The 16,020-nt window shown below is 45.7% G+C and carries 15 protein-coding genes; 10 read left to right on the forward strand and 5 right to left on the reverse strand.

Annotation, left to right across the window (positions count from 1 at the left end; genetic code table 11):
* Positions 1–131: 131 nt before the first annotated feature.
* The gene (ung, locus tag FEN17_RS03065; RefSeq protein ID WP_138363828.1) at positions 132–797 is read left to right on the forward strand and encodes a uracil-DNA glycosylase; all 666 of its coding nucleotides are present in this window, start codon (positions 132–134) and stop codon (positions 795–797) included.
* Positions 798–863: 66 nt separating this feature from the next.
* Here the strand turns inward: ung and FEN17_RS03070 are convergent, their stop codons facing one another.
* Positions 864–1,268, reverse strand: a complete 405-nt coding sequence (locus FEN17_RS03070) for a Dabb family protein (RefSeq protein WP_229208668.1) — start codon at positions 1,266–1,268, stop codon at positions 864–866.
* A 525-nt stretch (positions 1,269–1,793) separates the two neighbouring features.
* Here FEN17_RS03070 and FEN17_RS03075 point away from each other — a divergent pair.
* Positions 1,794–2,630, forward strand: coding sequence for a zinc dependent phospholipase C family protein (locus tag FEN17_RS03075; RefSeq protein ID WP_310589746.1), 837 nt, complete (start codon positions 1,794–1,796; stop codon positions 2,628–2,630).
* On the opposite strand, the gene FEN17_RS03080 is transcribed toward FEN17_RS03075, so the two are convergent.
* The 3 genes from FEN17_RS03080 to ald form a co-directional block, all read right to left on the reverse strand.
* Entirely contained in the window at positions 2,631–3,152 is a 522-nt protein-coding gene (locus FEN17_RS03080) for a DinB family protein (RefSeq protein WP_138363830.1), read from the reverse strand.
* A gap of 66 nt (positions 3,153–3,218) precedes the next feature.
* A complete protein-coding gene (locus tag FEN17_RS03085; protein WP_138363831.1) occupies positions 3,219–5,000 on the reverse strand; it encodes a DEAD/DEAH box helicase in 1,782 nt (593 codons plus the stop codon).
* A gap of 436 nt (positions 5,001–5,436) precedes the next feature.
* Positions 5,437–6,549: an alanine dehydrogenase gene (gene ald / locus FEN17_RS03090; protein WP_138363832.1), complete on the reverse strand. Its 1,113-nt coding sequence runs from the start codon at positions 6,547–6,549 to the stop codon at positions 5,437–5,439.
* Positions 6,550–6,721: 172 nt separating this feature from the next.
* Here ald and FEN17_RS03095 point away from each other — a divergent pair, with 172 nt between their 5' ends.
* The 8 genes from FEN17_RS03095 to lepB (FEN17_RS03130) all read left to right on the forward strand — a co-directional run bounded on the left by FEN17_RS03095 (position 6,722) and on the right by lepB (FEN17_RS03130) (position 14,120).
* On the forward strand, positions 6,722–7,183 hold the full coding sequence (locus tag FEN17_RS03095; RefSeq protein WP_138363833.1) for an Lrp/AsnC family transcriptional regulator: 462 nt from the start codon (positions 6,722–6,724) through the stop codon (positions 7,181–7,183).
* A gap of 72 nt (positions 7,184–7,255) precedes the next feature.
* Positions 7,256–8,278 carry an SPASM domain-containing protein gene (locus FEN17_RS03100; protein WP_138363834.1) on the forward strand — a complete coding sequence of 341 codons (1,023 nt, stop codon included), beginning with the start codon at positions 7,256–7,258 and terminating at the stop codon, positions 8,276–8,278.
* 166 nt (positions 8,279–8,444) lie between these two features.
* Positions 8,445–9,242 (forward strand): ParA family protein, encoded by a 798-nt coding sequence (locus FEN17_RS03105; protein ID WP_138363835.1) that lies wholly within the window; start codon positions 8,445–8,447, stop codon positions 9,240–9,242.
* A 33-nt stretch (positions 9,243–9,275) separates the two neighbouring features.
* On the forward strand, positions 9,276–10,193 hold the full coding sequence (locus FEN17_RS03110; RefSeq protein ID WP_138363836.1) for a ParB/RepB/Spo0J family partition protein: 918 nt from the start codon (positions 9,276–9,278) through the stop codon (positions 10,191–10,193).
* A 3-nt stretch (positions 10,194–10,196) separates the two neighbouring features.
* The gene (locus tag FEN17_RS03115; RefSeq protein WP_138363837.1) at positions 10,197–10,895 is read left to right on the forward strand and encodes a DUF5683 domain-containing protein; all 699 of its coding nucleotides are present in this window, start codon (positions 10,197–10,199) and stop codon (positions 10,893–10,895) included.
* A gap of 27 nt (positions 10,896–10,922) precedes the next feature.
* Entirely contained in the window at positions 10,923–11,642 is a 720-nt protein-coding gene (gene dapB, locus FEN17_RS03120; protein ID WP_138363838.1) for a 4-hydroxy-tetrahydrodipicolinate reductase, read from the forward strand.
* A 30-nt stretch (positions 11,643–11,672) separates the two neighbouring features.
* Positions 11,673–12,809 carry a signal peptidase I gene (gene lepB, locus FEN17_RS03125; RefSeq protein WP_138363839.1) on the forward strand — a complete coding sequence of 379 codons (1,137 nt, stop codon included), beginning with the start codon at positions 11,673–11,675 and terminating at the stop codon, positions 12,807–12,809.
* 132 nt (positions 12,810–12,941) lie between these two features.
* Complete coding sequence (lepB, locus tag FEN17_RS03130; protein ID WP_138363840.1) at positions 12,942–14,120, forward strand: signal peptidase I; 1,179 nt, start codon at positions 12,942–12,944, stop codon at positions 14,118–14,120.
* Between the two features lie 55 nt (positions 14,121–14,175).
* Here the strand turns inward: lepB (FEN17_RS03130) and FEN17_RS03135 are convergent, their stop codons facing one another.
* Entirely contained in the window at positions 14,176–15,999 is a 1,824-nt protein-coding gene (locus FEN17_RS03135; protein WP_138363841.1) for an alpha-amylase family glycosyl hydrolase, read from the reverse strand.
* Positions 16,000–16,020: the final 21 nt, after the last annotated feature.

Consider the following 16,020-nt stretch of genomic DNA (forward strand, 5'->3'; position numbering starts at 1 on the left):
GGTTTTGGGAAAGATTGAGCTGGGTTTTCTGCGTCTGTGTAAATATTCGATTTAAACGAAAATAGTCACCAATAGGTGAGAAAAGCAAATCAAAATCTCATAATTTGGTTTCCAAAATTAAAAACTGAGTTATGGAAGTAAGAATTGAGCAGTCATGGAAAGAAAAGCTGGCTCCCGAGTTTCAAAAAGATTATTTCGGTAATCTGGTATCCTTTATCAAAGAGGAATACGCAACAAAACAGATTTTCCCGCCTGCGAAACAAATATTTAACGCTTTTGACTTTTGCAGCTTCCCGGATTGCAAGGTAGTGATTTTAGGCCAGGACCCTTACCACGGCGTCGGGCAAGCCAACGGACTTTGCTTTTCAGTGAATGATGGTGTCCGGATGCCACCTTCGCTCATCAACATTTTCAAAGAAATCCAGGAAGACCTCGGTAAGCCTTTTCCCAAAAGCGGAAACCTCGAAAGGTGGGCAAAACAGGGCGTACTGCTACTCAATGCCACATTAACCGTACAAAGCGGCGCGGCGGGCTCGCACCAGAATAAAGGCTGGGAGCGGTTCACGGATGCTGTAATCAAATGCATTTCCGACGAAAAAGAAAATGTTGTTTTTATGCTTTGGGGTCGTTACGCCCAGGATAAGGGATCGATTATCAATGAGAAAAAACATCACGTCCTGAAAGCCAAGCATCCTTCGCCTATGTCGGCCAATAGTGGCGGCTGGTTTGGTACACATCATTTCAGCCAGGCCAATGCTTACCTTGAAAAAGAAGGCCTGGAACCGATTAACTGGTGATAAAAAAAGAGTCGGGATCCCCGACTCTTTTTAAAATTTTCACTCCTATTACTATTGTTAATTCTTTTACTTCTCAATGTTGGAATTCATTTCCAGCACTTTGGACCAATTCGCTTCATTGGTCTTGTTAAATAATTTACGGTCTGCATTAGCCTCGTATCCCTGAGCTGCCTCTTTCGTGCGGAATGTCAGGTAGTGGATCACATCAAACTCATTTTGTTCCGGCTGCGAATTCTGAACGTGACCAGCGGTATAAGCTACCACATCTTTCACTGCATTTTTCATCGTCGCAAAGTCACGCATGTGTTTGTCGATGTCCTCAGGCGTAGTGCCCGGTTTGAATTTGATACAAACCACGCGCTGGATTTCAGCAGGTTTGTGGGGTACATAAGCTCCGTAAATGACAAGCATAAACACGCAAAGCGCGAAGACTGGTACCAGATATCCTAATGTTTTATTTCTCGTTTTCATTATTGCAAAATCAGTAAATGCACTTTCTAAAATTTGATGCAACAAAGTTAAAACAAAATTTAATAATTGTATTATTTGTATATAAAATATAATTTATTCTGTCAAAATGAATACAGATAAAATTAAGATATAGTGACCGGTCGGTTAACGAAATAAAATTTGGTGACATATTTTTAAGAAAACGTGCGGGAAGTAAACATTCGGGGTTTTAAAAATGAGCCTGCGCGCATCGATTTTTGTAGAGAGTAAAAATTTCAGTTTAAAAAACTGGATTAAACTGTTACTTTTTTTGCAATAGACGTCTAAATAGGAGTAGAGCAGATATTCCAACACTCCAAATTTTATATGGCTCCTATTTGTGCGTCGGGCAGGAAAAAACGAGAAAAATGTCTGTATTTTTTTAGGTTATGCCTGAATTTCAGTCTTGTAGTTACATTTTTAATATTTTCTTCCTCTCAACATCAGTGGGGATTTTGGGCACATAAGCGGATTAACCGGCTCGCGGTTTTTCGTCTGCCGCCTGAAATGCTGGTTTTTTATAAACCCAACATTGACTACCTCACAGAGAATGCTGTGAATCCGGACAAGCGAAGGTATTCCGTCGTCGGCGAGGCGGAGCGGCATTTTATCGATCTGGATGTTTATGGTGATGGTGCTCTGATTTTATTGCCCAAATATTGGCGGGAAGCTGTCGGGAAAATAGGGGAGGACAGCCTGCGCAAACATGGCATCGCGCCCTGGCACATTCAGCTGGCCAGTTATCAGCTTACTGAGGCTTTTAAGGCGAAGGACGCACAAAGGATTCTGCGCATCTCAGCGGACCTCGGACATTATATTGCAGATGCACACGTGCCGCTGCACACCACGCGGAATTATAATGGTCAATTTTCAAACCAGGATGGGATTCATGGGTTTTGGGAGTCGCGGCTGCCGGAATTGTTTGCAGGGGATTATGATGTCTGGAACGGCTCGGCAGAATATCAGGAGAACATTGCCAATGCGATTTGGAATGTCGTAAGGGAGTCGCATGCCTGCCTGGATTCTGTTTTTTTGTTTGAAAAAGAATTGAGCAAAAATTTTAAACAGGATAAAAAGTACAGCTACGAACTTAGAAATAATGTGCTGACGAGAAGTTACTCCCACGATTTTGCCGAAAAATACCATCAAATGCTGGACAGGCAGGTAGAGCGCCGGATGAGGGCGGCGATTAAAATGGTGGGTGATATGTGGTATACCTGCTGGGTCAATGCCGGGCAGCCCGATTTGAGTGACCTGAAAAATGCGCTTGATCCTACTCAGGGGGAGGAAAGCCCAAACTGGTTGAAGCGACTTTTTCCTGCAAGACCGGAGCCCGAGGATTAACTAACTTGCTTTTTCCAGCAAAATTTTAGCGGTAACCAGCAGCTGACCTACATGTCGCTGGGTATGTTCCGCAGCGTGAAATAACAAACCAATTTGTGTAGAAGGAATCATAGCGCGACCGACGTACCGGATTTCGGTTAATGTTTCCTCGTCGGTTTGTTTCAACTGTTTGATTGCGAGCTTGATTTGCTGATTGAGCTGCTCCAATAAATGGTGATACGTGCAGCCGTCGAAAGGTGCTTTGTCTTCGGATTTGAGATAGGCGAGTTGCGTCTCGGTGAGTGATTCGGCGCGGGCGTAGGTAAACAACCGGTCGAGGACGCCGGTGAGGTGCTGCAAATGAAAGCCTACCGACGCGACGCCGAATGGTTTTTCCCAGAGAAATTTGGTCGGGAATTTTTCGTCGAACAAGCTTATTTCTTCGCCTGCCTGCAAAAGTGCGTGCGCCACAGGCTGCAACAATGCGGGGACTTCCGGCAGCGGCCCACGGAGCCAGACTTCGGGTTGTTCCATGTTTTTCATCACCGAAAATAAACAAAAAAGGGACCTTTTTACAAGTCCCTTTTTAGCTAAACTATTTGCCAAATATTACTTGGCGATGTCAATTTGTACCGGTTTTCCTTTAATGGTATTTCCGTCCATCGCACGCAATACCGCGCGGGCATCACGCTCAGGCACATCTACAAATGTGAATTTGTCATAAATGTCAATCGCACCGATGGTTTTTCCAGGAATGTTGGCTTCGCCGGCGATCGCGCCCACAATGTCTTTCGGCATAATGTGGTCTTTACGGCCCAGGCTCAAAAATAAGCGGGTCATACCAGCTTCCGGAGCCGACGGACGACGGGATTCATCGCGGCTGCCACCTTCGGAGCGCCTCGATTCACCTCTTGAAGCCGGTGCATAACGGTCCGTACGCTCCGTGCCACGACGGTCTCCGCCTCTTTCGAAACGGCCACCAGGAGCAGAGCGACGTTCAAATCTGTCACTGCCGCCTTCGCGACGTCCACCGTCACGATCGCTGCGTCTTTCTTCCCAAGCCAGGTTACCTTCTGAGTATTCGTTTTTCTGAACGCCCATAATTTGCTTGGCCATCGCACCGACGATCTGCTCGGTAGAAAAACCTGCGTGGTGCAGCATATCCAGTACGTCAATGTACAGGTCTTGGTCGTCAGCCTCTTTGATAGAAGTGGCAATTTTTTCTACGAACCTGGCTTTACGAACACCTACGATATCTTCATAAGAAGGAATTACACCTTTCTCAATTTTAACTTTGGTATATCCCTCGATGGCTTTCAGACGATATTTTTCGTCACGTGCTACCAGCGAGAATGCTTTTCCGGACATCCCGGCGCGACCTGTACGGCCGATACGGTGTACGTAATATTCTTCATCCAAAGGAATGTCATAGTTGATCACACCATCCAGTCCGCTAACATCGATACCGCGGGCAGCAACGTCTGTCGCAACAAGAATGGTAGTAACACCCGCCTTGAATTTGCTCATGACATTACTTCTTTGCTGCTGGCGCAAATCGCCGTGGATACCTTCTGAGGCATAGCCTCTCAATTGCAGGTCTTCCACGATCTCGTCTACTTTTCTTTTGGTATTACAAAAAACCAGCAGGGATTTAATGTGGTGCATATCGATCAGACGGGTCATTACCTCGACTTTCGCCTGCGGTTTTACTTCAAAATAAACCTGCTCGATATTCTGGTTTGTCAATTCGTTGCGAACAACTTTGATCAATACCGGATTGTTCTGGAAACGCTTCGTGATCGACATGATCGGCTTCGACATCGTTGCCGAGAAAAGGATCGTCTGGCGGTCTTCCGGCATATCTGCCAGGATGCTTTCAATGTCTTCACGGAATCCCATATCCAACATTTCGTCCGCTTCGTCGAGTACCATCATACGTACTTCGTCGAATTTCAATGTGCGGCGCTCCATGTGGTCCATCACGCGGCCCGGAGTTCCTACCACAATGTGTACACCTTTTTTGAGGGAACGGATCTGGCGGTCGATAGAATCACCACCGTAAATCGCTTCGATGCGCAGACCTTTAATGTATTTGCCAAGACGTCCGATTTCTTCGGAAACCTGTACGGCCAGTTCACGGGTCGGGCAAAGTATCAGTGCCTGAACGGCATTATTAGTAAGGTCAATTTTTTCAAGAACGGGGATACCAAACGCGGCGGTTTTACCTGTACCGGTTTGTGCTTGCCCGATTACGTCGGAACCCTCCATGACAGCAGGGATACCTTGTGCTTGTATCGGTGAGGGTTTTTCAAAACCCATTTCAGTTAAGGCTTTGAGGATGTTTTCGTTGAGACCAAGCTCTGCGAAAGTTTCGAAAATTTCAGTTGTCATTATATGATTATTAGTATTAATACTTTGGAAAAAATGGGTGCGTCAAATGAGTTTAATCACGTCGTTTCAGGAACACAGCAATCACAGGCTCCGAGGAGTTGATAGCGCAATACAATACACCGGATCAGCCGGTAAAAGCCGGAACAAACAAATTAGTTAAAAGGGGATTTCACAAAGCCCACCACAACCATCCGTGGGGCTCTGCATGCGGGAACGGAAATTCCAACCGGACAAAATGGGTTGGCAGCTGTAATGATAAAATGCTGGACCGTATGAGAGGCAGAGAAGCGAACGGATGTTCGTTCAAATTTTATGCAAAAGTAAGATTAATATTGAAATTCACAACGCATTTGAGAAAATAATTGTAATATTTCCAGAAAACAAAAAGGCCCGGCAGGGATATGCTCCCGCCAGGCCGTGCATTAGGTTTGTTGATTCAGAATAATTCTTTTACGTCGGTATAAGGCAGGTTCCAGGCATCAGATACGCCTTTAAAAACTACTTTACCGTTCACGACATTCAGGCCTTTACGAAGTTCTTCATTTTTGGAACAGGCATCTTTCCAGCCCAGATTTGCCAGCTGCAATGCATATGGCAATGTTGCATTGGTCAAAGCCAATGTGGAAGTATACGGAACTGCGCCCGGCATGTTGGCTACGCAATAATGTACTACGCCATCTACTTCATAAATCGGATTTTCGTGTGTAGTAGCTTTGGAAGTTTCGAAGCATCCACCCTGATCGATGGCCACGTCCACCATCACGGTGCCGGGTTTCATCAGTTTCAGCATGTCGCGGGTAATCAATGATGGTGCTTTCGCGCCGGGGATTAACACGCCGCCTATGATCAGGTTTGCGCTTTTTACCAGTTCGCGGATGTTGTATTCGTTGGACATGACCGTATCCACATTTGCAGGCATAATATCTTCCAGGTAGCGAAGTCTCGCCAAACTGATATCTACAATCGTCACATTTGCGCCTAATCCGGCGGCCATTTTTGCCGATTGTGTTCCCACTATTCCGCCTCCCAGAACCAGGACATTCGCAGGTTTCACACCCGCTACTCCTCCCAGTAAAATCCCGAATCCACCCATCGGTTTTTCCAGGTATTTTGCACCCTCCTGAACGGCCATTCTACCCGCGACTTCGCTCATAGGCACGAGCAAAGGAAGACTTCTGTCTGTTTTTTCAACGGTTTCGTATGCGAGGCAGACCGCTCTGCGATCGATCATCGCATGTGTGAGGGGTTCTGATGAAGCGAAGTGGAAATAGGTAAATAGCAGCTGATCATCTTTAATGAGCGCATATTCGCTCTCGATAGGCTCTTTAACTTTAATGATCATTTCGGCAATGCCGTACACTTCCTCAATGGTCGAAAGAATGGTCGCACCGGCCTGGGTATATTGCTCGTCGCTGAACCCACTGCTTTTGCCAGCTTCGGTCTGGACATAAACGATATGTCCGTGCTTGCGAAATTCGGTTACGCCGGCCGGGGTGAGTGCCACGCGGTTTTCATTATTCTTGATTTCCTTGGGGACGCCAATGATCATGGTTTGATAGAAATAGTGTTGATAGTTTTAAGAGGTGCAAAAGTAATTTTCTGCCGAAAAACATTCTACCCAAGCTGTGATAGTTGGAAAAGAAAACTATTTTTGACCGGTTTTATGAGAAAATTTTCTGCTCGGGAATATTCAATCCGCCGGTTTACCATAAAAAAAACTAATGCAGCCAGACCCTATCGACCGCAAAATCCTGGATCTTCTTCAAACCAATGCCCAGATGACGATCAAAGAGATCGCCAGCCGTATCAATTTGTCGGTCACGCCAGTCCATGAAAGGATCCGGAAGCTTGAAAAAGAGGGGTTTATTGATAAATATGTTTGTCTGCTCAACCGGCGGAAACTGGGAAAAACATTGCTGGTGTATTGCAATGTTACCCTGGATAAACAGCGGAAGGAAAGTTTCGAGGATTTCAACCAGGCGATCGTGAAAATGAGCGAAGTGCTGGAATGTTCGGTGGTTTCGGGCAACTTTGATTATATGTTAAAAGTGGTTGTTGAGGATGCGGAGGCTTATAATCAATTCTACCAGCATAAACTTTCCGCACTGAAAAGCGTGTTACACATCAGTAGTTATTTCGTAATTTCCGAGATCAAGTACACCACCGGGATTGCCGTGATCTGATTTTAGCTATTCGAAAATCAACTCACACAACATGGGCCAGGCGCCACCAGCTAGCAGCTAAATGCTTTCATAATGAACAAAAATTTTAAGGACGGCCTGAATTTAATGTCCAAAGTGACGCCGAAAAGGGCCTGGAATGCGATACAGATCCTGGGAAGCTATTTTTATTCAAAAGCGACTGGTCGGCCGGTACACTGGGGCATGCCCATCGCGATTTCCTTTGAACCGACCACTTCCTGCAACCTGCGCTGCCCCGAATGTCCAAGCGGCCTTCGCTCATTCACCCGCCCGACGGGAATGATGGAAGAAAAACTTTACAAGAAAACAATCGACGAGCTGGCTGATACCTTACTATATCTCATTTTTTATTTCCAGGGCGAGCCTTACCTGCATCCCAAATTTTTCGAGCTGGTGCAATACGCGCATGACAAAGGCATTTATACGGCCACTTCCACCAATGCACATTATTTGACAGACGAGAAAGCCAGAAAAACAGTCGAATCCGGGCTGGACAGGCTCATTATTTCCATCGACGGCACGACGCAGGATGTGTACCAGCAATACAGGATCGGCGGAAATCTGGAAAAGGTTTTAGAAGGAACGCGCAATATTATCAAATGGAAAAAGGAGTTGAAATCGAGCACGCCGCATGTGATTTTCCAGTTTTTGGTGGTAAAACCGAATGAACATCAGATTGATGATGTGAAAAAACTGGCGGAAGAAATGGGCGTGGATGAAGTTGGTTTGAAGACCGCGCAGATCTATGATTACGAAGAAGGTTCGGACCTGATCCCGACCATTGAAAAATACGCCCGCTACGAGAAAAAGGCAGACGGAAAATTCTCTATAAAAAACAAATTTGTGGACCACTGCTGGAAAATGTGGCATTCGTGTGTGATCACCTGGGACGGGGCTGTGGTACCTTGCTGTTTTGACAAAGACGCCGAATACCAGCTCGGCGATATGAAGCGCCAGACATTCCGCCAGTTATGGAAAGGAAAGAAATACGAGGACTTCCGTGCATCGCTGATCCGGTCACGCTCGGAGATCGAAATGTGCAAAAACTGCACAGAAGGCACGCAGGTGTGGGCGTGAAACACTTTTCAAACTTCCAGTCAAATTATATTTTTAACTAAATAATAATGTTGGTTAACAAACTGACATTTAATGTGTTGACTATTTTGATCAAATCTCCGTGGAACATTTTTTGGTGAATTGCCCCGAATAACTGAAATTTGAACTGAGTAACACTAATGAATACATGGGCAAAGTAATTGCGATTGCAAACCAAAAAGGAGGAGTAGGAAAAACCACCACTGCCATCAATCTGGCCGCCAGCCTGGCAGCGCTCGAATTCCGGACGCTGATCATCGACGCGGACCCTCAGGCGAACTCTACTTCGGGGCTGGGGTTTAACCCGCAGGAAATGCACAACAGTATTTACGAGTGCATGGTGGAGCAGGCAAAAACTTCGGAGATTATCCTCGAAACCGATTTTCCCAACTTGAATTTACTGCCTTCACACATTGACCTCGTCGGCGCGGAGATCGAAATGATCAACCTCAAAAACCGCGAGCACCGCATGAAAGACGCGATCGCGGAAGTGCGCGATGACTATGATTTCATCATTATAGATTGTTCTCCTTCCCTCGGTTTGATTACCATTAATAGCCTCACCGCAGCGGATTCGGTCATTATTCCGGTTCAATGTGAATATTTTGCACTGGAAGGTCTGGGTAAATTATTGAATACAATTACCATTATTCAATCACGCCTCAATACTGCATTGATTATTGAAGGTATCCTGCTGACCATGTACGATTTACGTTTACGCCTGTCCAATCAGGTTGTGAATGAGGTTACCAACCATTTCGAATCACTTGTTTTTAATACGATTATTCCCCGTAATGTGCGGATCAGTGAGGCACCAAGCTTCGGTATCCCGGTCATGGCGCAGGATTCGGACAGCAAAGGCGCTATCAGCTATTTAAATCTGGCAAGAGAAATTCTCACTAAAAATGGTTTGCTATCTTCTGACAGACAGATGGGCGTAAACTGATAATCGGTTGAATAGCACGAACTGACACCACAAATGGAGAATAGCAGCAAGACAAAAAAGATGACCGGACTGGGCAGGGGATTGGGCGCTCTTCTGCAGGATTCCGAGAAAATAAATACCCCCAGGTCAAATTCCCGCGTGTCGGCCGCCGAAGTAGTCGGTTCGATGAGCGAAATTGACGTCAATCTCATTGAAGCCAATCCTTACCAGCCGCGGACCAAATTTGACCAGGAAGCTTTGCAGGAATTGGCAGACTCCATCAGAGTTCAGGGCATTATCCAGCCTATCACTGTCCGGCAGCTTTCCGAAGATTCTTACCAGCTGATTTCCGGCGAGCGGCGTTTGCAAGCCTCCCGCTCCCTCGGGCTCACATCGATCCCGGCTTACGTCCGCACCGCCAATGATCAGCAAATGCTGGAAATGGCGCTTATCGAGAACATTCAGCGTGAAAACCTTAATTCCATAGAAATTGCGCTGAGTTACCAGCGGCTAATTCTGGAATGTAGCCTGAAACAAGAGGAGTTGGGAGTTAGGGTTGGTAAAAACCGCACGACAGTCAATAATTATATTCGGCTTTTGAAATTACCACCGGTGATCCAGGCGGCATTGCGTGATAACCAGATCAGTATGGGGCACGCGCGGGCGATCATTACCATTAATAGCGATCAGAGCCAGCTGAAAATTTTTAATAAGATCATTGAAGAAGGGTGGTCCGTCAGGAAGGTGGAAGAGGAGGTTAGGAAATTGGGAATGATGGCCAATATCCAGACGGAGACCAAAAAGCAGCCAACAATTAATCAGGAAATTAAGGCGTTACAGTTCCAATTATCATCCTTTTTCGGGGCGAAGGTTTCCGTGAAAAGTAATGAGGAGCACAAGGGTGAAATTAAGATCCCTTTTACCTCTCAGGATGAACTGAACAAGATATTGGAGACGCTTAAATTCAAATAACACTTGAAAAACTGGTTTTTGCTGGGCATTATTTTGCTGATTTCACATAAGATTTCAGCGCAAAAAACGACTCAAAAAGATTCTGTCATTTTAAAGAATTTGCCCGTAGTGGTGGCCGATAGTGCAGTTTTGCTGGGTACGGATACGTTAAAAATAGTTAAAGTTGATTCGACGAAATTTTATCCGATACCCAAAAAAGCGACAAAAATGGCACTGATCCCCGGCATGGGGCAGATCTATAACCGGGACTATTGGAAAGCACCTATTGTATACCTGGCGGTCGGTGGCGGTTTATATGTGTATTTTCTGAATTCGCTGAAATACCATGATTATTTGAATGCTTATAAGGAGTTCTTTGATCTGGATAAGAGCAGCAGTACTTACGGTCAGCCGAAAAAGTCGCTTATTGATTCCACCGTCCAGGTGAGGGTAAGAAACTTGCTGAATACCAGCAGCGAACTTTTACCAGCGACAAAAGACCAGGCAGCACGGGGCAAGAATTACTGGCGGCGAAACCGGGGTTTTGCTTTGATCGTAACCGGGCTGCTGTACTCGCTGTCGATTGTGGAGGCCAATGTTGCAGCGCATTTGAAGACCTTTGATTTGTCGGAAGACCTGACATTGCGGATAGAACCGAAATTACAGCAGCCAGCCATGAAAACCCCTACACCGGGCGTGAGGCTGGTTTTTAATATAAAATAACAAGATTACGATTCAAATATTTAGTTAATGAGAATACTATTACTGGGTTACGGCAAGATGGGGAAGACAATTGAAAAAATTGCCCTGGACCGGGGACATTCAATTGTTGGAAAAATAGATGTGCAAAACCGCGATGAAATGCACAAGTTATCCGCATCGGACGTAGATGTGGCTATTGAATTCAGCTCGCCCGAAGCAGCATTTGACAACATATCTTACTGCCTTAAAAAAGGCTGGCCCGTCGTGAGCGGCACAACCGGCTGGCTCGAACACCGGACGGAAATTGAGCAGCTTTGCAAGGAACAAGCCGGCGCCTTCTTTTACGCTTCGAATTATAGCATTGGTGTCAATCTTTTCTTTCGCCTGAATAAACAACTGGCGAGACTGATGAATGGTCAGGCTTACCAGCGCTCGATGACAGAGGTGCACCACATTCATAAGCTGGATGCCCCGAGCGGCACCGCAATTACATTGGCCGAAGGCATTATTGAAGAAACCGAAGACCTGCAAGGCTGGAAACTGGCACCGGAGGACGAAGAGGGCTTTTTGCAAATTACCGCAGAGCGCCGCGACGAAGTTCCTGGTACGCACATTGTCCGCTACGAATCCGAAGTAGATACCATAGAAATATCGCATACGGCGCATAACCGGCAAGGCTTTGCGCTGGGGGCGGTGGTTTCGGCAGAATGGCTGCCGGGACGATATGGCGTTTTCGGCATGAATGACCTCCTTAAAAATTTAGATTAAATACTTAAAAACACCCAACAAGCGCTTGGCATGGCTATTAACAGGGAATTGACTTCCAGTCCAGTACAAAATAAAAAGAAGAAATCGGCGGTTCGTGAATGGTTTGATTCGATACTTTTTGCAGTAGTCGCGGCAACATTGATCCGCTGGCTGTTTTTCGAAGCATTTACGATCCCGACGCCATCGATGGAAAACAGTCTGCTGGTCGGTGACTTTTTGTTTGTAAGCAAGCTGCATTACGGCACACGTACCCCGAAAACACCTTTGCAGGTGCCGCTGACGCACCAGACTATCTGGGGAACGAACATTCCTTCCTACTCCGATGCAATTCAGCTACCTCAGTACCGCCTACCTGGTTTCAGCGAAGTGAAGCGCGGGGATGTGGTGGTATTTAACTATCCGCCTGAGTTGCAGCATCCGGTCGATTTGAAAACGAATTATATTAAACGCTGCGTCGCGCTGCCGGGAGATAAGCTGGAAGTGAGGGATTTACAGGTTTATGCAAATGGCAAGGCCGAGGAAAATCCGGCGAGAATGGAAAATGAATACTTTGTAGCGACCACTACCTCTGTGAATGAAACCAAGGTATTTAAGGAAAATGGTATTTCGGAATATAATGCTTACACCGAAAGCTATAATGATACCATTCCCGGAAATGACCAGATGGGTTACCTGGTTTTCACGACGGTAGAAATCGCGGCGAAATTGAAGACGTATGATTTCGTGAAAAGCATTACGTTGGTGAAATCTTCCAAAGATATCAGCGAGCCGATGCTGTATCCCAACTCTTCGCAGTTCAAATGGAACCGCGACAACTACGGGCCGATCACCGTGCCAAAAGAAGGAGTGACTGTGCAGCTGACGCCAGAAAATATCGCGTTATATGGGCCTGTGATCAAAAATTATGAGGAAAATGAAGGTGTGGAAGTGGGTGAGAAATTGATAAAAATTGGCGGGAAGGAAATTACCAGCTATACTTTCAAACAGGATTACTATTTTATGATGGGCGATAACCGCCACAATTCGGCCGATTCTAGATATTGGGGCTTTGTACCGAAAGACCACATTGTAGGAAAAGCGGTTTTCGTATGGATGTCAATCGATCCGAACCCAACCAGCTTTTTTAATAAAATCAGGTGGAACAGGTTGTTTCGTGTCATTGAGTAAAGTACGGTTTAAGTCATAAAGGAAGGAAGTCAATTTGGCTTCCTTTTTTTTGTTTATATATAAATAAATTTAATATGACTGAATATTTGCTATTCTGATTTCGCCTATATTGCGTGGACAATTATTTGAACTATGCAATCCACAGAAGTTTTTCAAAAACCCGCAGAACAAAAGAAGAAAAAGACACCGCTTCGCGAGTGGCTCGATTCCGTTTTATTCGCCGTTGTTGCAGCGACATTGATCCGCTGGCTATTTTTCAGTGCCTTCGTCATCCCGACGCCTTCGATGGAAAACAGTTTGCTGGTCGGAGATTATTTGTTTGTCAGCCGGTTAAATTATGGTACAACTACGCCGATTACGCCTTTGCAGGTTCCGTTGACGCACCAGACGATCTGGGGAACGCAGATTCCTTCTTACCTGGATTGGATTCAGCTGCCGCAATATCGCTTACCTGGTTTTTCCGAAGTTAAAAATGGCGATGTGGTTGTTTTCAATCTGCCCGTCGAGCATCCCAAGGCTTATCAGAAATATAGTAATGTACTGCCCGACCTGCATCCCCATCCGGCCGATTTGCGGTCCAACTACATTAAAAGGTGTGTAGGCATCGCCGGTGATAAACTTGAAATCAGGGCAGGGCAGGTATATGTCAATGGAAAGGCGCAGGAAAATCCGGTACGCATGCAGAACGAGTATTTTATTTCTGTTAATACCGCTGTAAATGAGGAAAATATCTTCCGCAAAAATGGCATTACGGATTATGCGCAGTTCACCGAAACATTCGACGACACAATCGCTGCCAATGATGAGTCTGGTTACATTGTGAAAACGACGCCGGATTTAGCAGCAAAAATCAAAACCTACGATTTTGTAAAAAGGATAGAGCCGATCCTGCTGAGCAAGGGTTTGAAAGAGCCTTTTCTTTTTCCTTCTTCGGATTTGATCGATTGGAATAAAGACAATTATGGGCCAATCGTCGTACCTAAAAAAGGCATAAAGGTAGCGCTTACCGACGTCAACATTGCACTCTATGGCGAGGTCATTCAGAATTATGACGGTAATGATAATGTGGTTTTTGAAAATGGCAAGATCACCCAAAATGGCCTGCCGCTCACAGAATACACCTTCAAGCAGGATTACTTTTTCATGATGGGGGATAACCGCCATAATTCAGCAGATTCACGTTACTGGGGTTTCGTGCCGAAAGACCACATTGTAGGAAAGGCGGTTTTTGTCTGGATGTCGATAGATCCGAACCCAACCAGTTTGCTGGGAAAAATTCGCTGGGATCGGATATTCAGGATTATCCAATAACAAAAAAAATGAGAGACCGAAACCGGCCTCTCGTTTTTTGTTAGTATGTTATTACTTAATCTTCCTGGGAGAAAATCAGTGCACTGTAAGGCGGGATTTCCAAAGAAGCATAAACTGATTTGCCATCAAAATCTCCATCCGCAGTTTCAACATCGCCTGAACCTTGGTTTGAAAACTCAGCGTCATAATGTTCGCTGTCGCTATTGAATCGGATGTGCCATTTTCCAGGTCTTGGGAAACCGATTTTATAGTCGGAGAAGGTTTCGGTTGAGAAATTGTAAACCACCATCACGCTGTCTTTCGGTCCGCCTTCAGCCCAGCGGTGCATCACAATCACCTTCTTCTCATTATCCACCCGAATAATTTCAGCATTTTGTCCCTGCAAACCTTTGGTCACACCAAACCAGTTTCTTCTGAGGTGGATCATGTCTTTATGCAGGTTTGCAAAACCGCTGAATCTTTCTAGCCGTGACCAGTCGATCGGGTCGCTGTCTGAAAACCATTTGTCTTCCAGCAGCGGTTGTCCCTGGAAAATCATCGGTATACCAGGCGAGGTAAGCACCAATGCGACTCCCAGCGCAGCACGCTTTTTAGAGTACCAGTTATCTACGTCGCCGTCCGCAATTTCTTCTGCAACCCGCGCCTGACCATTTGCTATTTCATCATGGGATTCTGTATAAATGATCCGCTGAAATGAATCCGTGTTGTAACGGTACATGATCGCGTCGACCACCTTATTCATATCGCGGTCCTGATCATTCGCCGTGATGATTGCGTCACGTACGGTATGTACGAATTCCGCATCCCACTGAGAACCATAGCCCAAGCCTCCGTTTTCTACATCATTTGTGATAAAATCAAGCGAATGCATATCTTCCGCAATCGTGATGGAATTGGGGAATTGCTCGGTAATGTCTTTGTTGATCCACTGCATCAGCGAAATACCTTCCTGTAAATCATTTCCAGGATTTCCGTCGGCTTTCACATTACGGATGTAAGGTACCATATCCATGCGCAGACCGTCGACTTGATAATCTCTCAGCCACATCATGGCATTGTCGTGGATATATTGACGAACTTCGCCGCGACCGTAGTCCGGACGGGTGCTTCCCCAGGGCGTTTCGGCTTTCCAGTCATTATAAAAGTAGATACCCCCGCCGTCATTTTCGCTCCAACCGTCAAACTGCCACAAATCAAGATCAGATGGCCCAAAGTGGTTGTAAACCACATCCAGAATCACTGCGATTCCAGCTTCGTGCGCCGCTTTTACAAAAGCTTTCAATCCATCCGGCCCGCCGTAATCCGATTCTATCGCAAAGGGGTTCGCGGGATTATAGCCCCACGATTTATCACCCGGAAATTCTGAGCAAGGCATCAATTCCACTGCATTGAAACCCATATCTTTCAGATAACCCAGCTTTTCAATCGCAGTATACAATGTACCTACATGCTCGCCCTCTTTCACATGGAAAGTCCCGACATGCAACTCATAAATAACGATCTCGTGCCAGCTTGGGATTTGAAATGAAACATTCTGCCAGTCAAATGACTGCTGATTGTAAACTACGCAGTTACCGGCCGAATTGGTCATTTTCAGTGCGTATGGATCATTTCTGTGCAAAGCACCCGCCGGGGTTTGCAGCAAAAATTTGTACTCGTCACCTTCTTTTGAATTTTCAATTAATGCACCCCAATGTCCGTTTTCTTCCTGATTAAGCGGATTTGCGGTTTCATTCCAGTCATTAAAACTACCGATTACGAACACTTTTTCAGCATGCGGCGCCCACACTCTGTAAAAAACGCCTTCGGGATAACAAGTTGCTCCCATGCCTTCAAAATGCTGTTCTGTCGCAGGGTTTTCAGTTTGTAAATTTTCCATATACTCTTTGAGTATTATTAT

It is taken from the genome of Dyadobacter luticola (assembly GCF_005860805.1).
Lineage (GTDB): Bacteria > Bacteroidota > Bacteroidia > Cytophagales > Spirosomataceae > Dyadobacter > Dyadobacter luticola.